23 protein-coding genes are annotated in these 25,635 nt (G+C 57.8%); 10 read left to right on the forward strand and 13 right to left on the reverse strand.

Annotated elements, in window-relative coordinates; genetic code table 11:
* Window position 1: 1 nt before the first annotated feature.
* From GN112_RS12665 to GN112_RS12705, 9 genes are all read right to left on the reverse strand, one after another.
* Window positions 2-1,081 carry an iron-containing alcohol dehydrogenase family protein gene (locus GN112_RS12665; protein WP_155310552.1) on the reverse strand — a complete coding sequence of 360 codons (1,080 nt, stop codon included), beginning with the start codon at window positions 1,079-1,081 and terminating at the stop codon, window positions 2-4.
* 48 nt (window positions 1,082-1,129) lie between these two features.
* Window positions 1,130-2,320 carry a DegT/DnrJ/EryC1/StrS family aminotransferase gene (locus tag GN112_RS12670; protein ID WP_155310553.1) on the reverse strand — a complete coding sequence of 397 codons (1,191 nt, stop codon included), beginning with the start codon at window positions 2,318-2,320 and terminating at the stop codon, window positions 1,130-1,132.
* A 36-nt stretch (window positions 2,321-2,356) separates the two neighbouring features.
* A complete protein-coding gene (locus GN112_RS12675; protein ID WP_155310554.1) occupies window positions 2,357-3,742 on the reverse strand; it encodes a penicillin-binding transpeptidase domain-containing protein in 1,386 nt (461 codons plus the stop codon).
* Between the two features lie 24 nt (window positions 3,743-3,766).
* Window positions 3,767-5,689 carry a methionine--tRNA ligase gene (gene metG, locus GN112_RS12680; protein ID WP_155310555.1) on the reverse strand — a complete coding sequence of 641 codons (1,923 nt, stop codon included), beginning with the start codon at window positions 5,687-5,689 and terminating at the stop codon, window positions 3,767-3,769.
* A gap of 3 nt (window positions 5,690-5,692) precedes the next feature.
* On the reverse strand, window positions 5,693-6,535 hold the full coding sequence (locus GN112_RS12685; RefSeq protein WP_155310556.1) for a PSP1 domain-containing protein: 843 nt from the start codon (window positions 6,533-6,535) through the stop codon (window positions 5,693-5,695).
* A gap of 4 nt (window positions 6,536-6,539) precedes the next feature.
* A complete protein-coding gene (holB, locus tag GN112_RS12690; RefSeq protein ID WP_155310557.1) occupies window positions 6,540-7,595 on the reverse strand; it encodes a DNA polymerase III subunit delta' in 1,056 nt (351 codons plus the stop codon).
* 100 nt (window positions 7,596-7,695) lie between these two features.
* A complete protein-coding gene (locus GN112_RS12695; protein WP_155310558.1) occupies window positions 7,696-7,971 on the reverse strand; it encodes an HU family DNA-binding protein in 276 nt (91 codons plus the stop codon).
* An 81-nt stretch (window positions 7,972-8,052) separates the two neighbouring features.
* On the reverse strand, window positions 8,053-8,580 hold the full coding sequence (locus tag GN112_RS12700; protein WP_155310559.1) for a UpxY family transcription antiterminator: 528 nt from the start codon (window positions 8,578-8,580) through the stop codon (window positions 8,053-8,055).
* 215 nt (window positions 8,581-8,795) lie between these two features.
* Window positions 8,796-11,075 carry an LPS-assembly protein LptD gene (locus GN112_RS12705; RefSeq protein ID WP_162458906.1) on the reverse strand — a complete coding sequence of 760 codons (2,280 nt, stop codon included), beginning with the start codon at window positions 11,073-11,075 and terminating at the stop codon, window positions 8,796-8,798.
* 259 nt (window positions 11,076-11,334) lie between these two features.
* On the opposite strand from GN112_RS12705, the gene surE reads away from it, so the two are divergent.
* The 7 genes from surE (at window position 11,335) to GN112_RS12740 (ending at window position 18,068) form a co-directional block, all read left to right on the forward strand.
* On the forward strand, window positions 11,335-12,117 hold the full coding sequence (gene surE / locus GN112_RS12710; protein ID WP_155310561.1) for a 5'/3'-nucleotidase SurE: 783 nt from the start codon (window positions 11,335-11,337) through the stop codon (window positions 12,115-12,117).
* Between the two features lie 26 nt (window positions 12,118-12,143).
* Complete coding sequence (locus GN112_RS12715; protein ID WP_162458907.1) at window positions 12,144-13,109, forward strand: 3'-5' exoribonuclease YhaM family protein; 966 nt, start codon at window positions 12,144-12,146, stop codon at window positions 13,107-13,109.
* Window positions 13,102-13,764: a dTMP kinase gene (gene tmk, locus GN112_RS12720; protein ID WP_231717007.1), complete on the forward strand. Its 663-nt coding sequence runs from the start codon at window positions 13,102-13,104 to the stop codon at window positions 13,762-13,764. Before GN112_RS12715 ends, tmk begins: the two co-directional genes overlap by 8 nt.
* Window positions 13,765-13,773: 9 nt before the next feature.
* On the forward strand, window positions 13,774-16,059 hold the full coding sequence (gene cysS, locus GN112_RS12725) for a cysteine--tRNA ligase (protein ID WP_155310563.1): 2,286 nt from the start codon (window positions 13,774-13,776) through the stop codon (window positions 16,057-16,059).
* 50 nt (window positions 16,060-16,109) lie between these two features.
* Window positions 16,110-17,105 (forward strand): hypothetical protein, encoded by a 996-nt coding sequence (locus tag GN112_RS12730; protein WP_155310564.1) that lies wholly within the window; start codon window positions 16,110-16,112, stop codon window positions 17,103-17,105.
* A 184-nt stretch (window positions 17,106-17,289) separates the two neighbouring features.
* On the forward strand, window positions 17,290-17,478 hold the full coding sequence (locus tag GN112_RS12735; protein ID WP_155310565.1) for a ferredoxin: 189 nt from the start codon (window positions 17,290-17,292) through the stop codon (window positions 17,476-17,478).
* Between the two features lie 80 nt (window positions 17,479-17,558).
* Window positions 17,559-18,068 (forward strand): methylated-DNA--[protein]-cysteine S-methyltransferase, encoded by a 510-nt coding sequence (locus GN112_RS12740; protein ID WP_155310566.1) that lies wholly within the window; start codon window positions 17,559-17,561, stop codon window positions 18,066-18,068.
* A gap of 72 nt (window positions 18,069-18,140) precedes the next feature.
* On the opposite strand, the gene tsaD is transcribed toward GN112_RS12740, so the two are convergent.
* The 4 genes from tsaD to GN112_RS12760 form a co-directional block, all read right to left on the reverse strand.
* A complete protein-coding gene (tsaD, locus tag GN112_RS12745; RefSeq protein ID WP_155310567.1) occupies window positions 18,141-19,151 on the reverse strand; it encodes a tRNA (adenosine(37)-N6)-threonylcarbamoyltransferase complex transferase subunit TsaD in 1,011 nt (336 codons plus the stop codon).
* 323 nt (window positions 19,152-19,474) lie between these two features.
* Window positions 19,475-20,521 (reverse strand): phosphoribosylformylglycinamidine cyclo-ligase, encoded by a 1,047-nt coding sequence (gene purM, locus GN112_RS12750; protein ID WP_155310568.1) that lies wholly within the window; start codon window positions 20,519-20,521, stop codon window positions 19,475-19,477.
* 317 nt (window positions 20,522-20,838) lie between these two features.
* On the reverse strand, window positions 20,839-22,002 hold the full coding sequence (locus tag GN112_RS12755) for a double-cubane-cluster-containing anaerobic reductase (RefSeq protein ID WP_155310569.1): 1,164 nt from the start codon (window positions 22,000-22,002) through the stop codon (window positions 20,839-20,841).
* Window positions 22,003-22,169: 167 nt separating this feature from the next.
* Window positions 22,170-22,349, reverse strand: coding sequence for a formate/nitrite transporter family protein (locus GN112_RS12760; RefSeq protein ID WP_231717008.1), 180 nt, complete (start codon window positions 22,347-22,349; stop codon window positions 22,170-22,172).
* A 245-nt stretch (window positions 22,350-22,594) separates the two neighbouring features.
* On the opposite strand from GN112_RS12760, the gene GN112_RS12765 reads away from it, so the two are divergent.
* From GN112_RS12765 to GN112_RS12775, 3 genes are all read left to right on the forward strand, one after another.
* A complete protein-coding gene (locus GN112_RS12765) occupies window positions 22,595-23,140 on the forward strand; it encodes a hypothetical protein (protein WP_155310570.1) in 546 nt (181 codons plus the stop codon).
* Between the two features lie 76 nt (window positions 23,141-23,216).
* On the forward strand, window positions 23,217-24,776 hold the full coding sequence (locus GN112_RS12770; RefSeq protein WP_155310571.1) for a DUF3466 family protein: 1,560 nt from the start codon (window positions 23,217-23,219) through the stop codon (window positions 24,774-24,776).
* A gap of 31 nt (window positions 24,777-24,807) precedes the next feature.
* Entirely contained in the window at window positions 24,808-25,536 is a 729-nt protein-coding gene (locus tag GN112_RS12775) for an outer membrane beta-barrel protein (protein ID WP_162458908.1), read from the forward strand.
* Window positions 25,537-25,635: the final 99 nt, after the last annotated feature.

Below are 25,635 nucleotides of genomic sequence, written 5' to 3' on the forward strand. Positions count from 1 at the left end.
TTTACATCTTTCGGTAGAGTTCCCTGATTTTTTCACGGGTTATGATGGTTTTCCAGTCGTTGCCCAGGGCGTTTTCCCAAAGCGGTTCGAGGACCAGAGCCACATCCACCATCTTCTCCATCTGGGCATCGGACAGGTTGGCCGTCAGGTTGCGCGGCAGGTCGATGCGGTGGCGTTCCATCATCTGGCGGAATTCCCGGACGCCCTGGGGGTAGTAGTCTTCCAGATAGTCGAAAACGACACTGTTGCCAATGCCGTGGTGCAGCCCCAGCACGAAGGCCAGCCCGTAAGAGAGGGCATGGCAGATGCCCACCTGGGAGTAGGCAATGCTCATGCCGCCGCAATAGGAGGCCATCATCAGTTTGTCGTCGGCATCTTCCGGGTCCGCCAGAAAGACATCCTGGCACAGGGCCATGGATTTCTCTCCATAGGCCTGGGAGAAGCTGTTGAGATACGTGCCCTCGAGGGATTCCACACAGTGGATGTAGCAATCCATGCCTGTGTAAAAGCGCTGAGGGTTGGGAGCACCGGCGATCAGCTCCGGATCCAGGACGATCTGATCAAAGACCGTGTGGTCGGAATTGATGCCCAGTTTCTTCTCCGGGCCGGTGAGCACCGTGGTGCGGGACACTTCGGCGCCGGTACCGGACAGGGTGGGCACGGCGGCGTGGTACACGGCCGGATTCTGGATCAGGTCCCAGCCCTGATAATCGGCGGCCGATCCCGGGTTGGTGAGCATCAGCGCAACCGCCTTGGAGAGATCCATGCTGCTGCCGCCGCCGATGCCGATAACACCGGCCGGCAGATCGCCGGTCTTCTCCTCCATATGCGTCCGGACCTGGCCGACAAGCTGGTCCACGTATTTGGTTTTGGGTTCGTCATCCACATTGACCCAGATCAGCAGGTCGTCCTTTTCCAGTGGGAGACGGTCCTTCAGCGGTTTGTTTTTATGCACATCGTCCACCAGAAACACCATCACCGAGCGGTCCGCCCGCCGCTGTTCCTTAAGAATGTCTCCCAGCTGGGCGAAGCACCCCCGGCCGAAAACCATCTTTGAGACCATTTTAAAATTGCGGAACATGATATTTTTTCCTTTTCGGTTGTTTTTTGCTTTACTTGAGAAGAGAACTCAGATCCCCTTCAGAGCCTCGACCGTGGCCTCGATCCGCTGCGCCAGTTGGTCCGCATTCCAGCCCAGTTTGATCTGCATGGAGATGGCCCGGCCGATAAGGCCGTCGGATTGGGGCAACCGCACATCGGAAAAGTCCGGACAGTTGGGCAGGGCCTGGACGGCCAGTCGGGCCGCGGCTTTCAGGGTGTGGAAATGCTCCCATTTGCGGATGTAGTGCCAGTTGTTGTCAAACCAGTGAAAGCAGCCGTCGACGCCGGCGGTGCCCAGGGCCGCGGCCGCCTGGCGGGCCTTGTCCAGATCGGGCATGAAGAAGGTCAGGAAGGTGGCCGAATCCCCCTCAGGATCGGGCAGGGCCCGGAAGGTGACGCCGTCAATCGCCTGCATGGCGGTTTTAATGGCCGCCTTGTTGCGGCGCTGGGTTTCCAGAATCCAGTCCAGTTTGCGCAGTTGGGCCAGCCCCACGGCGGCGTTGAGTTCGCTGATGCGGAAGTTGGACCCGACCATCAGATGGTCCTCGGCGCCCCGGTCGCTGCCGATGTGATCGTGGCCGTGGTCGGCAAAGGCATGGGTGGCCGCATAGACCGCCGCATCATCGGTGACCACCGCCCCGCCCTCGCCGCAGGTAATGGTCTTGACCGGGTCGAAGGAGAAGCAGCCGGCCTTGCCGAAGCTGCCCAGGGCTTTGCCCTGGTAGCTGGCACCGACGCTCTGGCAGGCATCTTCCAGCAGGACCAGCCCCTTGCGGTCGCAAAGGGTCTTGAGTTCGTCGATGCGCGCCATGGCACCGCACATGTGCACGGGCACAACGGCCCGGGTGTTCGGGGTCAGGGCGGCCGCCACCGCCTCGGGAGAGAGACACAGGGTATCGTCCACCTCGGCGAACACCGGCACGGCCCCGGCCATGAGAACCGATTCGATGGTGGCCACAAAGGTGAAGGGGGGCACGATCACTTCGTCACCGGCCCCAATCCCACAGGCGGCCAGAGCCGTGGAAAGGGCCGCGGTGCCGCTGGCGCAAAGATGGGCATGCTTGACCCCCAGCCGGGCGGCCAGTTCGGTCTCGAAGCTGCGCGCCTTCCAGTGTTCCTTGCGGGCGGCGTCGAATCCGTAACGAAAAAGGACGCCGGTCTCCAATACATCGTTTACCTCTTTGCGCTCTTCGTCACCGAAAATCTCAAATCCGGGCATGATATTTCTCCTTCTACTGCGCCGGAGCAGAACCCGCTATCCGCTGGAATCCTTGCCGGCGTCATCTTGTCTGGCAAAATAATCCTTGAAATAGTGCTCCATGGCCATGCGGGCATACTGGCCGGCACGAATGCCGATGTACTCCTCATGTGCCACCATCACCGAGACCACCAGTTTCTCGGGTCCTTTTTTCTCACTGGCAAAACCCACAAACCAGTCGAAACGGGCATCGTGGCCGCGATTGGCGATGGAACCGGTCTTCCCGCCCAGTTTCAGCCGCGAGAGCACTTTGCTGCGGCTGTAGCCACGAAACTGCTTGCGGGCGGTACCCGATGTGATCGTGGCCGTCATCAGTGTCTTCAGGACCGCCGCGGTCTTGGCAGTGACGGCCGCCGGCAGAAAGCGGGGCTGGCTGCGGTAAATCACCTCGCCGGTATCATCCACGATCCGGTCCACCAGGGTCGGTTCAACCGGGCGGCCACCATTGAGCACGGTTGACACGATCACGGCGCCGTGCAGGGGCGAAATGGTAGTCTGCCGGTTGAATCCGCTGGCAATCTCCGCCCGGTGGTAGGTGTCGTCATCGATGGCCAGGTGACTGGTGGGCCAGGGCAGCTCGAAGCCGACCTGGCCGTTGAACCCGAAGGCGTCTCCACAGGACTGCAGTGTCTGCCGGTCCAGATAGAGGGCACCGAGTTTTCCGAACACCGGGTTGACCGACTGGGCAAATGCCTTCTCCAAGGTGATCGAAGTGGTGTAACGGTTGGTCGTGTCGGTCAGCTGCCGTTTGTACAGGGTGTGCTTGTATCCGTTAAACTTGAAATTCGAACGCGCCGTGTAGCCTTTTTTCTCAACGGCCGCCGCCGCCGTAATGATCTTGAACAGGCTGGCCGCCGGGTAGTCGGCAATCAGGCAGGGATCGTTTTGCGGATCGCGTTTGTTGAATCCGGCCATGGCCAGGACCCGCCCCGTATCCGGCTGGATGGCCACAATGCCGATATAGCGTGAGTTGACGCGATCCATTTTTTTCAGCAGATACTGCTGAAGCCCGATATCAAGGCTGGTGTCAACCTCGTAGGGCCGGCCGTCGAACACCACCGTGACCGGCTCTTTGGCGACGTTGGTCAGGTGGTTCTTGCCCAGCAGGATTTTCACATCGGACTTTTCGATCTGGCCGGCGGCCGCCGGCGTCGGTGGGCCATCAGCCGGGGGTGATTCAACCGGGGGACGGCTGCCGGTAGAAAGCCAGGCCCAGCCCACCGCGATCAGCAAAATGACCAGCAGCCCCGCCAGCAGCGGTCGCCGCCGAATCTGCCGTCGTGAACCGGAGGTTCGGCGCTCTCTTTGCAGCCGCGCCTGATAGCTCTTCCAGCTGGGCGGACGGAACGAATGGCCGCCTTCGGGACGATAGATGCCGCTCATGGGGGAAAAACGCTCCGCCGCCCGTCAACTGAGGGGCGTTCCGGGGGTTACAGGTTTGTCCAGCGTGGCCACGGTCACCCCGGACGCGTCATTGGCAGCGATCAGCATGCCTTTGGAGAGGACCCCCATCAGTTTGACCGGTTTCAGATTGGCCACGACGATGACCTGCTTGCCGACCAGTTCATCCGGGGCGTAATTACCGGCAATCCCCGAAACGATGGTGCGGGTTTCGCCCAAATCGACCTCAAGTTGGAGCAGTTTTTTGGCCCGGGGAACGGGTTGGCACGAAACCACCGTGGCCACCCGCAGGTCGACCTTGGCGAAATCGTCAATGCCGATCTCCGGTTTGATGGGTTTGGCCGGTTTTGCGGGCGCCGCCACGGCTTCGGGGACCTGCTTCTTTTTCTCCGGATCGACGCGTGGAAACAGGGATACCGACTTCCTCAATTTCACACCGGGGGTGATTCCCCGCCAGGCATTCAGTCGCTCAAGCTTATAAAATTTGTCCTCGCCGGTCATTCCCAGATGCTTCTGCATGGTAACGGCGGTATCCGGCATCACCGGATAGATCAGACCGGAGATGATGCGCAGCCCCTCCAAGAGGTTGTAAATGACCGTTTCCAGCTGTTTGCGGGCCGCCTTGTTTTTGGCCAGAGTCCAGGGTGCGGTGACATCCACATATTTGTTCATGTGGGTAATAAATTCCCATACGGCGGCCAGCCCCTTGTGAAAGGCAAACACGTCCATGGCGGCGGAGAAGGCCTTGATGGCCGTTCGGGAATTCTCCTCCAGCCCCAGATCCATCTCCTTCTCCACGGCCGGGTCCGGCTCGGGGATAACACCGCCAAAATACTTGTGGGCCATGGAAAGCACCCGTGAGAAAAGATTGCCCAAATCGTTGGCCAGGTCGGCATTGATGCGCTGGACCAATGCTTCTTCACTGAAACTGGAGTCCAGCCCGAAAGCCATGTCGCGCATGAGAAAAAAACGGAACGCGTCCAGTCCGTATATGTTTTTCATCTCCAGCGGTTCAATGACATTGCCGATGCTTTTGCTCATCTTGCTCTGGTCCACATTCCAGTAACCGTGGACATTCAAATGCTGGTAGATGGGCAGGCCGGCGGCCTTGAGCATGATCGGCCAGTAGATGCCGTGAGGCTTTAAAATATCCTTGGCCACAATGTGCTGGGCCACGGGCCAAAACGTCTGGTACAGTTCCCCGTCCGGATACCCCAGGGCGGAAATGTAGTTGAGCAGGGCGTCGAACCAGACGTAGGTGACGTAGTCATGATCGAAAGGCAGGGTAATGCCCCACTTGAGGCGGGACTTGGGCCGGGAGATGCACAAATCGCCCAGGGGTTCCCGCAGAAAGGCCAGCACTTCGTTCTTGTACCGTTCGGGCCGGATAAAATCCGGGTGTTTTTCGATATGATCGATCAGCCACTGCTGATATCGGCCCATCTTGAAAAAATAGTTGGACTCCTTGATGGTCTCGGGCGGGGTCTGATGATCCGGGCAGCAGCCGTCGACCAGTTCGCGTTCGGTGTAAAAGCGTTCACAGCCAAAACAGTAAAGCCCCTCGTATTCGCTGAAATAGATGTCGCCCGAATCGTAAATCCGCTGCAAAATAGTCTCCACCACGGCCATGTGGGCCGGGTTGGTGGTACGGATGAAGGCATCGTTGGAGATGTTCAACTCCGGCCACAGATGCTGGAAGAGGCCGCTGATCTTATCGACATATTCCCGCGGGGTGCAGTTCTCTTTTTTCGCCGCCCGCACGATTTTATCCCCATGCTCGTCGGTGCCGGTGAGAAAATAGGTCCGGTCACTGGACATGGCATGGAATCGGCGGACCACATCCGCGGCAATGGTAGTATAGGCATGTCCCAGATGGGGGCGGGCGTTAACATAGTAGATGGGCGTGGTTATATAAAATGGCGTGGCCATGGGTTATCTCCTGTCTTTGGTTCTCTCTTTGGTCTTCTCTTTGGTCTTGTCTTTGATAATGTCGTCGAGGCTGATTTCAACTTCGCCCCCTTCGTCCAGCCGAACCGATAGGCGGCCGCAGATCACGTTGTGCCGGGTGACCTTTCCGTGACCGCTCTTGGTGTTGATCTTTTTCCCAATCTTGGGAAAGTTCGATTTCAGCTGGCGATAGGTCTCGTTTTCAAAGGTCAGGCAGCACATCAGCCTGCCGCACTGGCCCGATATTTTGGTCGGGTTCAGGGAGAGCCCCTGCTGCTTGGCCATACGAATGGACACGGGCTCGAATTTGTCCATGAACGACGAGCAGCAGAAAACCCGCCCGCAACGCCCCAGGCCGCCGCACATTTTGGCTTGGTTGCGGATGCCCACCTGCCGCATTTCAATACGCGCCCGGAACTGTTTGACCAGGATCTTGACCAGTTGCCTGAAATCCACGCGACCGTCGGCGGTGAAGAAAAACGTCAACCGGCTGGCGTCGAAGGTGCTTTCGACGGAAAACAGATTCATCTGCAACCCGAGATTTTTAATGCTTTTCAGGCAGAAGGCATGCGCCTCGCGTTCCAGGGCCTGGTTATGCTCCACCTGGGCCAGATCTTTTTCGTTGGCTTTGCGAAAAACCTTTTTCAGCGGTTTGGCCGGTTTGTTCTGCGCTTCAACCACCTCCGGCGCGGTTTCCACCGTACCGAAACCGAGGCCCTTTTCGGTTTCCACGATCACGTGGTCGCCCACATTGAGAACAAAGGCCCCGCAACAGAAATCGTAAATCTTGCCGCCGTCTTTGAATCGGATGCCCACTTTTTTTATCATGCTATCACACGTATGAGTTGCCGACCCCGGCCATTTTCAGGACCATGGCGTCAAGGGTCAGTCTGGCGTTGGTATTGGATCGAAGGGCGACCCGGGCGTCATCTACGGCATCGATCTGTTCGAGCAGTCGCGCCCGTCCGACCTGTCCTGCGGCCGTGGTGAGCGTTCCCAGCCGATCCTGATTGAGAACCCGGATCGGGTCGACGCCCGCGACCAGAAGGTCCCGCAGCCACATTGTAATGATTTCCAGCCATTCTTCAATAAGATCCTTTTTGGCGGCCAATTTTTCCGAAAAGGCCAGCCAGCCCCGGACGCTGCCCGATGGTTGGGTGGCCAACCGGTTCAGGGTCTCGATAACCCAGGCCCGGCGTTTCTGCCAACGCGGGTCGATCAGGGTCAGGGCCCGGGTGTAACTGCCGCCGCACAGGGCTGCCGTGGTTTGCGCCGTCTGCGGGTCGATCTCTTCGGATGCCGTCAGCATGCGTGCGATATCCTCGGCCGCCAGGGGTCTGAAGCGGATCTGGCGGCAACGGGAGACCACCGTGGGCAGTAGGTCTGACGCCTCGGGGGCGGTCAGCACCAACAGCGTACCATCCGGCGGCTCTTCGAGTATCTTCAGCAGGGCGTTGCCTGCCTCCGGATTCATGGCCTGCGCATCGGAGATGATCACGACCCGCTGCGCGGCCTCATTGGGTTTCAGGGTCAGCGTCTGGAGCAGGATTCGGATCTGATCGATTCGGATGACCGATGATTGGGGAGCGATGTGGAGAATGTCGGGATGTTGACCGGCAATGATCTTTCTGCAGGAGGAACACGCACCACAGGCCTCTATGGATGCAGGATCGATAGACGCCGTGCACGGCTGCCGGCCAAGGGTCGCTTTCAATGCCAGACAGTTGCAGGCCATGGCAAACACCGTGGCCGTCATTTTTTTCCCTACCCCGTTATCCCCGGTAAAGAGCAGTGCGTGCGGATGCGTACCCTTACGGATAAAGGTCTTGAGCAGTCTGATGGGCGGCTCTTGACCAACGATGGCGTCAAATCCGGTGGCCGTCGTCATTCTCTGTGGATCCCGGTGAATGGAACCGGCGTGGCACCGCCTGAAACGGGAATTTGCAGCCAGGCAGGCACGGCCACCCGGATCGGGGGTTGCATGCCGTTTATTGATCCACCCGCTCTTTGAGCTCTTTTCCGGCTTTGAAAAAAGGCAGCTTCTTGGGCTTGATGGTAACCTTTTCGCCGGTCTTTGGGTTTCGCCCGGTATAGCTCTTGTACTCTTTGACGAAAAAGCTGCACAGCCCGCGAATTTCAACCCGCTCGCCATTGGCCATGGCTTCCGCCATACTGTCAAAAAAAATCTGGACCACTTTTGCCGCTTCGGACTTGGAGATATCGGCCTGGGTCTTCAAAGCGGAGATGAGCTCCAGTTTATTCATGTATCCTCCTTGAACGCTCACAGATGTCTGCAGGTCTAAAATTGATTTTTATAGACCAGAACTTAATACAAAGTCAAGTAGTTATGATAATATTTCAGGTAGTTTCTCCACATCGTCGGCGTGGACGTTGACTGCAGCGAACTGCCCCAGGGCCTCGATGTTGACAATGACGCGGCCGTCTCCCCGGTAACTCGAAAAAACACCGGTCACCCCGGCGAAGGGGCCGTTGACCACGATGACCCGGTCCCCTTTTTTAAATTGGGTACCGGTGATCACCTCTTCACCCGTGCCCACCATGATTTTGAGTGAATCGATGGTGGCATCGGCAATGGAGACCGGTCCGCGGGTGCTGCCGATCAGCCGAACCGCACCGGTAATTTTGAGGATTTCGACATGCTCGTATGGATTCAGATCGGTCCTGACGAAAACATAACCGGGAAACAGGGGCACCCGAATCATCTTGTGGCGATCCTTGCGCCGGCTTTTCACGGTGATTTTCGGAAGGAAAACGTCCAGATTTCTTTTGGCCAGGCCTTCGTTGACCACATTCTCAAAGCGGCTTTTGGTGTGCAGGGCATACCAGGCACGCGTCAGTATATCTCCGACCATGGATTCGTTCCGTTATTGTCACTGGGGCTGTTGATGTTAGGTTCCCGTGGTTGGTTTCGGGATCAAAGGCGACTTCGTGTACCATCAGTTGGGAGAAAAGGCAATGGCGATCCACCGCCCGGGCAGGGCAATCGCATTTGGTTTCCGCATCCGTTTCCCCACCCGAACACAACACCTTTGAATGTCAAATGCTCAATGACAAGTGCCAAAAGGAATTATTTGCCAATATTGCCGACCCCCATCAGGTTGATCAGGACCGACACGCTCAAATCGCCATCCTCATCGGCAAAGAAAACATCCATCCCCCAACACTGGGCCTGGTAGAGGAAACCGACGCCCTGGACGATGTCTTTCTCCTCCATCAGGTTACGTTCATACTCGCCCCTGACTGTCAGCCGGTCGGTCAACACCACGGACAGGGTTCCGCAGATGGATTTATTGACCCGGGTTTTATAACGGTGCTCCACCGATAACTGGTCACCCCGGTTATCCTTCAGACGGATCTCTACGTTATGGGCTGAAAAACGGGTGTCGTAGGTGTCATATTCGGCGTCCGCATCGACGGATAGATAGCGTCCCAGATCGATTTCGAGCTCGCCGTAAATGTCCGAAAGCACTTCGCGCTCATTCTCCCGTGCGGCGGCGATGTTGTAACTCTGTTCCAGATAGAAACGGCAGAAACGATGATAGTTGAACGCCGGTACGGTTTCTGGCGACGGGACCGTTTCTGCGTCCTGGGGGGGCAGTGTCGGGGAGGGTGGCGGTGCAGTTGCGGGTTCGTCGGCTCCGGGGGATGGCGACGAGGACGGTGGCGCTGGTCTGGCCATGCGGGCCGTAAACGTGTTGGTGAGCGAATAGGTAATCCGATTGGCTTCCTCGATGCGATCCGAGCTGGTGAAGTAGGGCAGGTCCGACTGGTCCTGCTCCGGAATGTAGGCGTAAACCACCTCGGGTTTGATGCTATGGCGGATCCGGTCGGCGATACCGAACGGTGAGGCCATGATTTTCGAGATCTCGGTGGAAAGATCCAGTTCGAAGTCGTAGATCTCACGGGTACTGGTCCGGCTCAGATCATCGTCGGTCCGACGATCCATGACCCAGGTGGTCTGTCGCCATCCAACCGACGGCTCGATGGAGAGAAAGTTGTTCCACCGGAGCGGCAGGTAGGCCCGCGGGTGGATGTCCGTGCGATGGCCACGCTCACCGTCTTCACGATAAAAGTAGGTGTATTCGGAATCGATGTCCCAATACAGCCCGCTGTCGAGCACCTCCTGCTTCAATCCGTTGAACATCACCACCGGCAACTGCTGCAAGGTGTCGTCCTCCTCAGCCCATCGCCGCTTGACCACATTGTCGTTCCACAACAGATCGGCGTTGAAAACGTAATGGGACCAGGTCTGGTTGATGTTGAGCTTGTTGGTACGCGTGTTGTCCTCCAACGTATCCAGATCGCGATCGAAAACGCTCTCAAAGTAATCTAAGGTGCGGTGGTAGCCGCTGCGGCCACCTTTGAAATCGTCGAGGTAGTCCTGGTCGCTGACGATGTCCAGGTCCAGATAGGCTGAAAATCCGGCGGGCAGCTCCTGGTCAATTTTGGCCCTCAGCCAGTAGCGATCCGTGTTGGGCCGACTATACGTGTCATCATCATAGGCCCAACGCTCGGTTTCCTCGGTGCCGTCGTCCGTACGGCGGTCCTTCAGGCCGTCGGCCATAATGGTTCCGAAGGAGAGATCGCTCAGGGCATAACGGTATTCCAGCCCTACTTTGGTACCGCGTTCCTCCATGGGATTGACGTACACCGTGGCATCGCTGCTGTCATTGATGGCCCAGAAGATCGGCTGATCCCAAAAAACCCCCTTGCGGTCGGAATACCCCATTTCAGGCATCAACAGGCCGCTCTGGCGTTTGGTCTTAACCGGAAAGAGAATATAGGGCGTATATAGGACCGGCACCTGACGAACCTTGAACAGCGCGTGGTTGGCACTGCCGTATCCTTCGACGGTAACCTTGACCTGACGGCCGGTGATGACCCAGTCCGGCCGGTCGCCATCGCAGCTGGTGACCGATGCCCGTTCGGCGCGGTAGGTGTCCTTGCCGGTTTTCTCGATGCACTGGCCGCGAATGTAAAAGTGCGTCTTGTTGAAAAAGATGCTGCCGTCGTGCAAGACACCGGTTTCGTGGTTCATGTCCAGATCGATTTGATTGCCGGTCAATACGTCGTTGTCCACCGTCATGACCACATTGCCCGTGGCCGACGCGGTCATGGCCTGCCGGTTGAACGCGACCCGATCGGCCACCAGGCGGGTTTTCTGTTTTTCAATGACCACATTGCCGCGGGCGTGGTAGGTGGTGTTGGCGGCGTCGTACTCCACGGTATCGGCACTGATCTGCCAGGGGACCTTGGCATCACCGCTCAGGTGATCCGTCAGATCGGCGGCCCGAGCAGCCGGACAGCCAATCCCCAGGAAGCTGAATATTATTAAAAAAAAAGGCAAAATAACTGCAGACGGAGGGCTGGCACACGACAATGATCTGAATTTGAACGGCCGCATCAGTTAATTCTACACCAAGGGGTTTAGGGAAAAAGCGATGGTTTCAGTATGGATCCCGCCGGGGGTGGGCACAGGATAACCACTTGCACATATATGAAAAATTCAATATAGAGCTATCCTGATCGAAATTGCAAGAATAGTTTTGGCCCAGCAGCGGGCAGCGGATTCCGCCGGACCGCGCAAACCGAAAGGGCAAGGTGCGATGCAGATACTTTTAACCAACGACGACGGGATTCATGCACCCGGGTTGTGGGCCCTCCACCACGCCCTGGCCGGGCACCATGCGGTGACCGTGGTAGCACCGGACCGCGAGCGCAGTGCCGTGGGTCATGGAATCACCCTGCATCAGCCCATCCGTTTGGAATCCGCCCGGGTCAACGGCAGCGCACAGGGCTATGCCGTCAGCGGCACACCGGCAGATTGCGTCAAACTGGGGCTGGCCGAGCTGTTCGACCGGCGTCCCGATCTGGTTCTGTCCGGGATCAATCCGGGGGCCAATGTGGGCGTCAACGTCAACTACTCGGGGACCGTGGCCGCGGCCAAGGAGGCGGCCATTGCCGGCATCCCGGCCATCGCCGTATCGATCAAGGCCCCGGGCCGCGACCACCTGGCGGCGGCGGCCCGTTTTGCCGAAGGCTTTTCCCGGCAGGTGATAGCCAGGGGGATACCGACGGGCACGTTTCTCAACCTCAATTTTCCCGACCTGCCCATGGACGAAATCCGTGGGGTTCGCTGGAGCCGCCAGGGCACCGATGGGGTTGCTCAGCACTTCGAAAAGCGCCGCGACCCGCGTGACCGCACTTATTACTGGCAGGCATGCGACCAGCAGGATGGGTATGCGCAGACGGATGTCGACGGCGGGGCCCTGGCCGGACGGTTTATTTCCGTCACGCCCATCAAATGCGATATGACCGACTACGACACCTTGCGGACCCTGTCCGAGTGGGAGATTCCCCTGTCCCCCGACCCCGAGGCCGACCGATGACAACCGGCCCTGACACGGAGAGAGCGATGCCGAAACCCTTTGTATCCGAACTGGTGGCGGGCAGCGCCGTTGATGCGGTGTTTCTGCTGGCCGAACGCAACATGGCCCACAAAAAAGACGGCAATCCTTTTCTTACCGTCACCCTGGCCGACCGGACCGGCCAGGTCAAGGGCGTGGTCTGGGACCAGGTGGAGCGGATCGCCGCCGCCGTCACCGAGGGAGATTTCGTGCATGTCCGCGCCCAGGTGGGCGAATACCGCGGCGGCCTGCAGATGGTGGTCAAGGATATGCTGCGGGTGCCGGCCGATCAGGTGGACCCGGCCGATTTCCTACCCACCACCAGCCGCGACGTGGGAAAAATGTTCGACCGGCTGCGGGAAATGACCGGCCGCATGCAGAACCCGCACCTGAAACGGCTCTTCGAGGTCTTCTGGGCCGACGATGAATTTGTCGCCGCCTACACCCGCGCCCCGGCGGCCAAAATGATGCACCATGCCTACATCGGCGGCCTTCTGGAACATACCCTCTCCATGGCCGTACTGGCCGGGATGGTGGCCGGGCATTACAGCGGCGTGGATCGGGATCTTCTGCTGGCCGGCGTGATTCTTCACGATGTGGGCAAGGTCCGCGAACTGGAATATGCCCGCCGCATCGATTATACGGATGAAGGCCGGCTGCTCAGCCATATCATCATCGGGCTTTCCATGCTCGACGAAAAACTGGGCCAGGTGCCCGACTTCCCGCCCGTCCAGGCCCAACTGCTCAAGCACATGATTGTCAGTCACCACGGCAGCCGGGCGTTCGGATCCCCCGAGCCACCCAAGACCATCGAAGCGGTGCTGCTCAACCATATCGACGAGATGGACTCGAGGGTCAACAGCATCCGTGAATATGTGGCCAAGGACCCTTCGGACGGATCGTGGACGCCCTATCACCGCCTGCTGGAACGTCACTTTTACAAAGGTCCAGGTCCTGACACGGGAAATGATTGATCTTGCCCACAAGGATTTTATGTTCATCACCATCGAAGGCATCGAAGGCAGCGGCAAAACCACCCAGATCGACGCCATTGCCGGCTGGCTCGCCGGGTGCGGCCATGAGGTGCTGACCACCCGGGAGCCCGGCGGCACCGCCATTGGCGGCCAGATCCGCTCGGTGCTGCTCCATCCGGACAATACGGGTATGGCCCCGGTCGCCGAGCTGCTGCTCTACGTGGCCGACCGGGCCCAGCACCTGGAAACCGTAGTCCGGCCGGCCCTGGCAGCCGGCAAGGTGGTGGTGTGCGATCGTTTTTTTGATGCCACCCTGGTCTACCAGGGCTATGCCCGGGGGCTGGATCGGGCGCTGATCCGCCAGTTGCACCGGCTGGCCTGCGGTAACCTCCAGCCTGCGCTGACCCTTCTGCTGGACTTGGATCCAGAAGCCGGATTGACCCGCGCCTGGCAACGGATCCACAGCGACGATGCCCATGCCCGCGAATCGCGCTTTGAAAAAGAGACCCTGGCCTTCCACCAGCGGGTTCGGTCCGGATATCTCGATCTGGCCCGGCGCGAGCCGGAGCGGTTCACCGTTATCGATGCCGTCCAGGACCCGCCGTCGGTAACCCGGCAGATCGAAGCCGCACTGGCGGCACATTTTTCACGATGAGACATTCCCATGACCACCCACAGCGTTCTTGATCATATCGGCAATACCCCCATGGTGGAGATCCGCCACCTGAATCCCAACCCCAAGGTGCGTATCCTGGCCAAGCTGGAGTACCTCAACCCCGGCGGTTCCATCAAGGACCGGCCGGCCCTGTCGATGATCGAGGCCGGCGAGCGGTCCGGCGAGCTCAAACCGGGCAAGACGGTCATCGAAGCAACCAGCGGCAACACCGGCATCGGCCTGGCCATGGTCTGCTCCGTCAAGGGATACCGGCTGCTGCTGGCCATGAGTGAGGCGGCCAGTGTGGAACGTCAGAAGATTCTGCGCGCCCGCGGGGCCGAAATCCTGCTCACACCCGGCCACCTGGGGACCGACGGTGCCATCGAGGAGGTCTACCGGCTGGCCCGGGAAAATCCCGACACCTATTTCATGACCGATCAGTACAACAACCCGGCCAACTGGCAGGCCCACTACCACGGCACGGCCGTGGAAATCTGGGAGCAGACCGGCGGGGCACTGACCCATCTGGTGGCCACCATGGGCACGTCGGGAACGCTCATGGGGCTCTCCCGGCGGCTAAAAGAATTCAACGACACCATCCGCATCATCGGTGTAGAACCGTACCTGGGGCACCGCCTGCAGGGTCTGAAAAACATGAAGGAGGCCTACCAGCCGGAAATTTTCGACAAACACCAGCTGGACGAAAAGGTCAACGTGGAGGATGAGCCGGCCTTTGAGATGACCCGGCGCCTGGCCCGCGAGGAGGGCCTCATGGTGGGCATGAGCAGCGGCGCCGCCATGCTGGTGGCCACCCAAGTTGCCGGCACACTGGAAAGCGGAACCGTGGTGGTCATTTTTCCGGACGGTGGCGAGCGGTACCTTTCCACCCCCCTGTTTGACGTGCAGGAGAAGATCGACCTGGTTCTCTTCAACACCATGACCCGCAAGAAAGAACGTTTCCTGCCGATCAACCCGGGCAAGGTGGCCATGTACGCCTGCGGCCCCACGGCCCATGATCGCATGCATGTGGGCGAGGCGCGCCGTTTCGTATTCAACGACCTTCTGGCCCGCTACCTGGCTTACCGGGGCTATGCGGTCAAACAGGTCATGAATATCACCGACCTGGACGACAAGACCATCGAGGGCTCCGAGGCCGCCGGCATGTCCCTGGAGGATTTCACCGGCATGCACATCGAGGCCTTTCACCGGGATCTGGCCACCTTGGGGGTCCGGCCGGCCAATCACTATCCGAAGGCCAGCGAACATGTGGACGACATGGTCCATCTGGCCGAACGGCTGGTTAAGAAAGGCTATGCCTACGAGAAGCTGCGCTCGATCTACTTCGATATCTCCCGTTTCAAGGATTACGGCCGGCTGTCGGGGGTTGATATCAACAAGATCCGCATCGGTGCCACCGTGGATCTGGAGGAATACGAAAAAGACAACCCGCGCGATTTCACCCTGCTCAAGCGCACGCGCCTGTCCGAACTCAAGCGGGGGATCTACACCAAAACCGACTGGGGCAACATGCGCCCCTCCTGGCACCTGCAGTGTGCGGCCATGTCCATGCATTATCTCGGGGATAACTACGACATCCACTGTGCCGGCCGGGAACTGGTCTTTCCGCACCATGAAAACGAGATCGCCATTGCCGGGGCCCTGACCGGCAAAAGCCTGGCCCGCTACTGGATTCACTGCGACCGCGTGCTGGTGGACGGAAAAAAAGTGGCGGAGACAGGGGATCGCCTGACCGTCCAGAGCCTGCTGGACATGGGCTTCAGCGGCCGCGAGATCCGCTACTGGCTGATTTCGGTGAACTATCGCAAGCCGGTGATCTTTTCGGTGGCGCGCCTCGATCGGGCACGCAAGACCCTGGCCCGCCTGGACGCCTGCATCCGTGCGCTCAAGGGAGTTCGCGGCGGCACTCCGTATGCCGAGCTGGACCAGCTGTGCTACGACATCAAAAACGGCTTCACCACCGCCATGGATGACGACCTGAACATCTCCGCAGCCCTGGCCGTGCTGTTCACCGTGGTCAAACGCATCAACACCTTGATCCTGGATGGCGATATCGATGCCGCCGGCGCGCAAAAAGTACTGGAGGCATTGGCACGCATCAACACGGTGATCCATATTTTCGATTTCGAAGACGAGATCCGAGATCCGGCGGTGCAGCAGCTGATCGACCAGCGCGATCGGGCCCGGCAGGAAAAAGACTGGGCCCTGGCCGACCGCCTGAGGGATCAGTTGCTGGCCATGGGCGTGGTCCTGCGCGATGAAAAAACTGGAGCCTGACCACAGTTCCGCTACTATCAGTGTATAAGATAATGTTTCCGGAGAATATCATGACACCCGTATATATGCCCTTCACCTACCTGTCCGCAGCCACCGCCGGCCGCCTGAACCGACTGGTGGGGACGCTCGTCGTTTACCAGCCGGTTGAAAGCGGGATTTCCGAAGGGCTCACCGCCCTGGCCGCCGACGGCGGCATCGACATCCGCACGCCCATCACCCGGGACGATGAGCGGTTGGAGGCCGCCCTGGCCGAATTCACCCAGTGGGCGCGCCTCAATCCCGGAAAAACGACCGCCGGGGCCGGTTTTTTCAGTGCCCGGCAGGGGGAGGTGCCCTTTTTTGATGAAAGCACCATCAACCAGATCCGTTCGGACATAAAAAATTACGGCACACCGGACGCCGGAAGCGAGCCGGATGATTCAGAATTCAGCGCCCGCCTGTTTCTGGCCGTGGCCCAGGACAATGATCGCACCACCGACGGTCTGGACAACGATCTCAACCGGTTCAAGGCCATGGAAGCCGATTTCCTCGACTCCCTGGACGGCGCGGACGAAGCCGGCTTCAACCGGCATGGCGCCGGCGGTGAGCTCTGGAGGGAGGATCCGGGCGCCCGGCAGACCATCCAGCGCATCCGCGCCTGGTCCACCCTGGCCCTGGCGGACAGCAGGCTGCCCGACCTTTTGGTGACCACCAGTCCGGCGGTCGTCGACACCCTGCAGGAAACTTTCGCCGACACGCTTCGCCTCGACACACTGGCCACGATCCGGATGTCGTTACCGGACGCCCCGGAGGTGCCGCCGCTAAATGCGGTGCTGTCCGACCTGACCGGCCAGGCCGATTTTTCGGCGGATGACCTTGCCCCCTTTACCGATCTGGCCGAATCGGAACCAGACCATACGGCCGTCACGGTCACCCTGCTGGCCGCGGTCGGCCACCGTCCGGCTGCCGTGATCGCTGCCATGGCCCCGGGGGCTGTCTTGCGCGGTGAGGAAAACGGGAGCGGGCAGGCGACGCGTCACACCTTGATTCTATTGGTGCAAAACTGACCAAAAATCCGATGAAAGGCCCAGCTGACAAGGAATAAATAGCGATTTCGGGGAGCGTTGAAAAAAAGATTTTCAACGCTTGACGGGCTGTTTTATTTAGTATAAGCCCTTTTCCATTAAATGAGAACAGATGTTGATAATTGGATCAACACGAATTGAACCTAATTGAAAGGAGGCTTTTAACATGGCTTTTACCCCGAGCGTTGACGAGTCAAAATGCGTAGGCTGCGAAGAGTGCGTTGATGTTTGTCCCGTGGAAGTATTCGAGATGCAGGATGAAAAATCCGTTCCGGTAAACGCGGAAGAGTGCCTCGGCTGCGAAAGCTGCGTGGAAGTGTGCGAAGAGGGCGCCATCAGCGTCGAAGAGACCTAATCTTTTGCGGCTGCCAAAATTTTCCAACCCCCGTCGGACCGATCCGCCGGGGGTTTCTTTTTTCTGAGGACAGGGGGAACATGCAACGCTATCAGATTGTCGAAACAACCTTCGGCTATGCAGCGGTGGCCTTTGATGCCCGGCCCTTCAGGCTGCTGGCGGTCCACCTGCCGCGGACCGATCTGAATTCTCTCTGTCAGGCAATGGACGAGCAGTATGGGCGGATCGACAATGCCGATGCCGATGCCCGGGCCATCGGGGCCAGCCTGGTGCGCTATTTTGACGGTGGACGCATCGAGATCCCCTGGTCGGTAATGGACCTGTCCGGTTTTACCCCTTCCCAACAGGCCGTTTACCGTGCCGTGACCACCATCCCATACGGTCAGACCTTATCCTACGGTCAGGTGGCCAAAATGGCCAACCGGCCCCGGGCGGCCCGGTTCGTAGGCAATACCATGGCGAACAACCGCTATCCTGTATTAATTCCCTGCCACCGGGTAATCAAGAGCGATGGATCGATCGGCGGTTTTGGCGGCAGGGCCTGCGATACCGATCTCAAACGGCGCATGTTGGCCCTGGAAGCCGCCTGAACGTTCACTTCTTACTATCGCATTGAAACCTGGCGTCCGTCGACCGGCGGTCGTGCCCCATGTCGGCCCGGATTATCCCCGGGGCCGGAACTTCACCCGAGAATACACATCATCATCCAAGCCGGCGCGTTCACCGGTAGCCAGACGATGGTAGCCTACCGCAGCCACCATGGCGGCATTGTCTCCACAAAGCTCAATGGACGGGATGTGCACCCGGATCCCGTCTGCGGCCGCATCACGGGTAACGGCCTCGCGTAGCCCCCGGTTGGCGGCAACCCCGCCCACCACGGCCAGGTGCGCACACCCCTTGGCCTTTGCCGCATGAATGATTTTAAAGGTCAGTACATCCACCACAGCGGCCTGAAAACCGGCGGCGATATCGGCCTGGTCGCCGGGTGAGGGATCCGGGTGGAGCTGCAGGTGGCGCATGACCGCCGACTTGATCCCACTGAAAGAGAAATCGAACTCGGCCTTGTCCAGGTAGGGACGCGTAAACACGACCTTCGTCGGGTCACCCTGGGCGGCCAACCGGTCGATGACCACACCGCCGGGATACCCCAGGCCCAGCATCTTGGCTACCTTGTCATAGGCTTCGCCGGCAGCGTCGTCGCGGGTCTGGCCCATGGGGTGGAAGTCGCGGTGGGAGGTGACATGGTAGATGCTGGTGTGGCCACCGGAGACCAAAAGGGCCACAAAGGGAAAGGCCGGCGGGTCGGCCTCCAGAAACACGGAATTGATATGCCCTTCCAGATGGTCCACACCAACCCAGGGAATTCCATGGCCGAAGGCGAACCCTTTGGCAAAGGAGAATCCCACCAGAAGGGAGCCGATCAGGCCGGGCCCCTGGGTGACGGCCACACCATCGATCTTCTTGGCCGGGATGCCCGATTCGGCGATGGCCTGATCGACCACCGGGACGATGGCTTCGATATGCTTGCGCGAGGCCAATTCCGGCACCACACCGCCGTACGGATGGTGAACGGCGACCTGTGAAGCCACCACCGAGGCCAGCACTTCGCATCCGTTGCGAACCACGGCCGCTGCCGTCTCGTCGCAGGAGGATTCAATACCCAAAACGATCATACTTTTTCCCTGTAAAATAAACCCCAATGTCGCATAAAAATGAACGCGTAAAAAACAAAAACCGGAACGACGGTCGTTTGCACCGACCCGTTCCGGCTAAACCGGTTTTTCACCCAATCCGAGAGGCGCCTATTTGGATGGCGCCGGTTTCACTGTTGCCGCTTTTTTTGCAGGTCCCGCACCGGGATGCCGTATGCCGGGCGCTCAGGACTTGCAGATGGGCTGTTTTTTCTGCCCCTCGGCAATCCATTCGAACAGGCGGGTAATTTTTTTTAACATGACGGTTTGTCTCCAGGACGGCCCATCCCGAGCCTACGAAAGGATCAGACCAACTGAACGCGGGATCGGGCATTTTTACGGGTTTTGGTCACCTCGCCGATTACCCAGGCTTTTTCTCCGCTGCCGCCAAGCCGGTTGAGAACATCCTGGGCGTTCTCCTCGGGAACCACTGCCACCAGACCGATGCCATTGTTGAAGGTGCGCATCATTTCCTTCTCATCCACGTTGCCGGCGGCCTGCAGGAATCCGAAGATCGGCGGGATTTCCCAGGACCCCTTGTTGATGGTGATGCCGCAGGCCTGGGGGATAACCCGGATAATGTTGTCCATAATGCCGCCGCCGGTAATGTGCGCCAACCCCTGGATGGGCAGGTCACGGACCAGGTGCTGAATGGTTTCCGAGTAGATGCGGGTGGGAATGATCAACTCTTCGCCAAGGGTTTTGCCCAATTCGGGAACATGGCTGTCCACCGTCAGGCCCAGTACATCAAAGCAGATTTTGCGAACCAGGGAGAACCCGTTGCTGTGCAGGCCGCTGGAGGCGATACCGATGATCTGGTGGCCGGGACGAATTTCGGAGCCGTCCACGATTTTGGGATTGTCCACCAGCCCTACGGCAAAACCGGCCAGATCGTATTCGTTGTCGCGATAGAACCCCGGCATTTCGGCGGTTTCTCCGCCGATCAGGGCACAATCGGCCTGGATGCACCCCTCACCGACTCCTTTGATGATATCGGTGACCGTTTCGCTTTTCAGTTTTCCCGTGGCCAGGTAGTCGAGGAAAAAAAGGGGCCGTGCGCCCTGTACGGCAATATCGTTGACACACATGGCCACCAGGTCGATGCCCACCGTATCGTGGCAATCCATGAGAAAGGCAATTTTCAATTTGGTGCCCACCCCGTCGGTAGAGCTGACCAGCACCGGGCTTTCCATGGTGTTGGTGTTCAGGGAAAACAACCCCCCGAATCCGCCAATCTCACCCATCACACCGGTCCGGCGGGTCTGTTTGGCGATCTGCTTGATGCTCTCAACGAGGTTGTCCGCCTTGTCGATGTCGACGCCGGCATCGGCGTAGGTCAGCTTTTTCTTCATTCAGGCACTCCTGGCTTGTATTCGGCTGGCTTGCAAGTGGGTGTAAAAATAAACTGATACCGCCGAAAAGTCAAACTTAATTCAGGGGGCGTCATCTCACACCTCTTTTCCGTTTCTCTCCAGACGTATCCCTGTCAAACGCCGGGATTATCCGGTGATGCCTCGATTTTTGAAAAACCGATCAGGATTGGAAGCGCCTTGGCGGGTAGCGTTGAACATCGCTTTTCACAATCGTCGCAATCAGGGGGAAAGGAAAAAACCGCAAACTATTCCTGATAGTTAAAAATAGAATGGGAGAATTATTTATTTCCGGCAACCTAAAGCATTTCCAAGTAAGCCTCGATCCGCACGCGCAGCTGTTCGGTGTCGCTCTCTGCGTAGTCGGTCTCCAGGTGCAGGCTGGAAAAACCGAATTTGTCCTGGATGAACGTATTGATGCAATACGCCTCAACATTGTAGGTGTGGCAGGCCTGCCAGGTCAGGTCGATGACCCCGTCCACCGCAAAATCGGTGATCATCTGCGCCAGAAGGGTGAATCGGCCGGCATTGGGGCTCATCACCGAACAGGGCGTGGCCAGGTATTGTTCGGCCAGGGCATCCATAGGCGCTTTCTTCTCGTCCACCTCAAAGGCCTGTTTGTATCCGGAACAGTTCTCGAAAGCCACCACGTCGGCGCCGCCCTGTTCGACAATCTTGACCACCTTCTCGCTGCCCAGGCCGATGGGGACGCCGGTGATCAGGATGCGCCTGCGGCGCCGGCTCGACTTACCCTTGGGCCGGAAGGCGCCGCTTCCGGATTCGGCAACCACGGCGTTCATCAGGGCGATGCCCTTCTCCTTGTCGGCCAGAAATCCGACCTTGAAGAGAATCTCCAGCAGCAAGGATCCGCTCAAGGGCGCCGGCATCCTCTGGTTGAGGTCCATTACCGCCTTGCGGGCTCGCCGTTCCCGGTTCATCAGGTCAATGGCGCCGCCGAGTCGCGCGTCGGTGATGGGGATCCCGGTCTGCGCCTCGACGATGGCCCTGAACCGTTCCAGTTCGCTACGCCACAGGGAAAAGGCCATGGCCGAATCCTGTCTTTGGGGCAGTTGCAGCACATGGGTGGTCTTGTGCGCGCCAAGCAGCTCGAACATCTTCTTCTTGCCGTCGCAGGTGGTGTCACCAACGATAATGTCCGAAAAGCGGAAGAACGGACAGGTATCGGTGATGGCAAAACCGAAACTGCTTTTGATCAGGGGGCAGAGGTTGCGCGGCAGGACCGCTTCGGCCTCCGGGATGGGATCGTTGCGGGTGCCGCACAGCGGCAGGGGGATGGCGTCGGCCGCCACGGCAATCTCCGTGGGGGAGTAGAGACAGTAGAAACCGATCGCCGAACGGCCGTCGGATTTCAGCCGTTCGATGTCCAGAAGGTTCTCTTCGGTAATCTGTTGCAGTCGGTTCAGGATCGTCCGGGCACCCTGGCCATTACCGGGTTTGTTCATCAATGCAAATTCTCCTGGTTGAGGACAAATACATCTTTTTCCATGGTCGGCGGAACCAAGTCAAATAGGTAATCCGGATGGCCGGTATTCTCCTCATCCAGATTTTGGATAGTATCTCTCCGGTTGCAGCGAAGTGGTCATCCACTTCGCATCCGAATGCATTCAGGCTATTTTGAAGGTCGCAGGTACGCCCCCCAGTAACCGAGCCCGACGAACACAGCCCCACCGATAACGTTGCCGATGGTCACGGGAACCAGGTTTTTGACCAAAAAGGCGCTCCAGGTGATGGTGGAGACCACGAGGTTGTTGCCGGTAAACAGCTCCGCGCCGGCGATGACCACCAGCATGAGGCCGAGGCTGTAGCCGGTGGTATCACGGTTTGTGGAATCATGCTTGAATATCGCAAGGGGCGGATTGGGTCGTAAACCGAATGAGTGCTGAGAAATTTACAAATGTTCAATATAACAATAAATACCGTTACACTTAATCATTTGACAAGCCGTGTGATAAAAAATAGAGACCGTTTTGGACAATTGGCTAAACCTTCAATGATCGCGGTCAAACACGATCACCTTTATTGGTGAGTCCCATCATGAAACGTTCATCTTCTTTGATTGCCGTTCTGTCGATGCTTCTTCTTTTTTGCGGGTGCACCAAGCACCTCGTTTATGAAGTGATCACCTCATTTCCCGAGGGGGCCGGAATCTATTGGGGAAAAACGGCGGACGAGTTGATGCCGACCCCCTATACCACCCTCAATTCACGCTCCATGGAAGGCGAATACTGGGAATCCTGGTGTTATCAGGTTCGTAAAAGGGGGTATCTGCCGTCAAAGATCGTCTGTCGGCCCGATGGGGACGAAAACAGAACCATCAACTTCTTCAAGTTAGAGAAAATTAAAACCAAGATAACCTCGGATCCTTCCGATGCCCAGATATACTGGGGCGAATCTCCGGACAATCTTCGGAACACCCGCCGCTTGACACCCTGGATCGAGGATGGGGCCAATTCCAAGGCAAATTACGAGAATTGGTACTTCCAAGTCAAAAAGGCGGGCTATGAGGATTCGGAGGTGATTTACGCGCCTCTCGCCGAGAAAGACAGAGCCATTCATATCGTTCTCGAACCCAGTGAATAATTCAGGAGTGCCGAACGGCCTGAACGACCGTGAAGGATCGAAACGATAACTCCCCGAACAGAGTAAGGATGATACGGTGAAGCAGAAGACACAAAAACGGATTTGGATACGCCTGGCGGCGATTTTGTTGTGGGTCGGGGTGGTTTGCCTGATTGCCTGCGGCGGTAGTGGCAGCAGCCTGTCGGACGACACGTCGGGCAACGGTACAGATATCTATGATTCAGGGACCCTGGGCGACTTGGTGGATATCGGCGATTTCGATAACGACGACGACCGCTTGAGAGAAACCCTGGCCCTCGCCATGGATGAAAACGGGAATCTCGTGGGCCAGGCCGATAACGGCGATCTTTCCGAGGCCGCGTTCCTCTGGGAATCGGACACCGAAGAGATGATTTACTTGGGTATCCATAACGAAGAATATGTCGATAACAGCAATTATGCATACACCTACGAAAATTATTACGGCCTCAGCGAAGAGGATGACAGTGGTACCAGTTTTACCGCCAGCGCGGCGGTTGCGGTTTACTCCGATGATGACACCATCGCGGTAATCGGCAATTCGGCCACCGAGGATGGCGAGAAACGGGCTTTTTACTGGCAAGATGACACCTTCGTAGATCTTCCCCCCATGTATTACACTATCGATTTCGAAATTGTGGACGACGATGGAAACGAAACGACCTATGAAGGGCATGTGGTTAAAAACAATTCCGAAGCCATCGCCATGAACGGCACCTATATCCTGGTCAACCTCGAAGACGAAGATGGCACCCATGCCTACTACTGGGATAAACAGTCATACACAACGATAAAGGTGTACGATGAGAAATACGAGGATTATGATGATGTTGATGGAGATAGCGACGACGACAACGATGACGATGACGACGACGTCGATGCGGAACCGGATTCCGTGGAAATCAGCGTGCCCGACTATCAAATGATTGGAAACGAAACCAGCGACGATTCCGAAGCCGTTGCCATTAACGACGCCAATCAGACTATAGTGAACGTCGGCGATGGCGACAGGGTCATCGTTTATGACATCGATAACGCCAATTCCGAGACCCTGGAACCGCTTTCCGGCGCCGACGATATCTATGCCGTGGCGATCAACGACGCCGGCAACATTGCCGGGACCTCCGGCGATGACGCCTTTTTCTGGAAGAACGGCAACATGACCCTTTGCGGCAACCTCTGTGACGATCAGGCGGACGGCGTGAGCGTGGCCACGGCCATCAATAATGACAATCAGGTGGTGGGATATGCCACCAATGACGATGGCGATTACCACGCCTTTGTCTGGCAGTACGAGGATGGCGAAGCCGTCATCACAGATCTCGATACTCTGGGCGGAGACAACAGTTATGCCGTTGCGATAAACGACAACGGCGTTGTCATCGGTTATTCCGAAACGGGCGAGACGTATGAAACCGGCAGCAAGACGTATAACATCTATCATGCATGCGCTTGGTATGACGGCGGGATCTACGATCTTGGCGTGGTGGAAAGCGATGATGCCGACTTTATCTTCAGTGTGGGTGTCGCGATCAACAACAGCGACCGGATCACAGGCAATTCCTACACGATCAACGACTTTACACGTGGCTTCGTTATAGATGCCATCTTCCCTTAATATACACGACGTAGCGAATCGGGGTAACGGTATGCCACAAGGAAAAAAGTGCGTTATATTTACGGTGGTTTGGCTATGGCTGATGTGCGGAACCGGGTTCGGTGAGGACGAAAACACCTACATGGCGCGCCCCATCCGTTGGAATTCGGATAAAACCATGTCCGTTGCATTGAACTGGGATTATCAGCATTACACGGATACTGATTTTTTCGATTTCTGGGGAGTCGACTCTGATCCTTCCAGTACGCTTCTGCCCAGCAGCGTGGGGTATGAAATCAGATTCTGGGAAAACATTGGGCTCGAATTTGTCCTGGGCTACACGGACATCGATGAAAGTGGCGGTAACCGGCTGGAAGACGATGACAGCGTTTCCATTGATATGCAGACCTACTATTTGCTCTTTTCTGTCAAGCGGTACTTCCCTTTAACCAATTCCCTCTTCCTGTTTGGCGGTATCGGGCTGGACATCCATTTTATCGATGGCGAAATCGCTTACACCAACGAAGACGAGTCTTATCGTCTGGACTACTCCCAAACGCTTTTCGGGGGCCATGCCTGCCTCGGTGCGGAGTATTTCATCGTCAAGAAAAAATTCCCGGTCAGCGTCGGTTTGCAGTACAAGTATACCTTGTTGCAAGGTGAGGAGGTTGACGAGGATTTAATCTCGGCAGTTAACGACGATACCGAAAGCTCATATTCTTCGAAGGAGTTAAACCTGAGCGGGCACACCCTGTCCCTGTCCCTGAAAATCCATTTCTGAAGCCAATTGAAATTCTCCACGAACCGCAATTTCAGGGCCAGCTGAACAAGACGGTTTAATTGGCCAATGCGTTGGCAGCCGCCTCGATATTTAGTGTCC

It is taken from the genome of Desulfosarcina ovata subsp. ovata (genome assembly GCF_009689005.1).
Lineage (GTDB): Bacteria > Desulfobacterota > Desulfobacteria > Desulfobacterales > Desulfosarcinaceae > Desulfosarcina > Desulfosarcina ovata.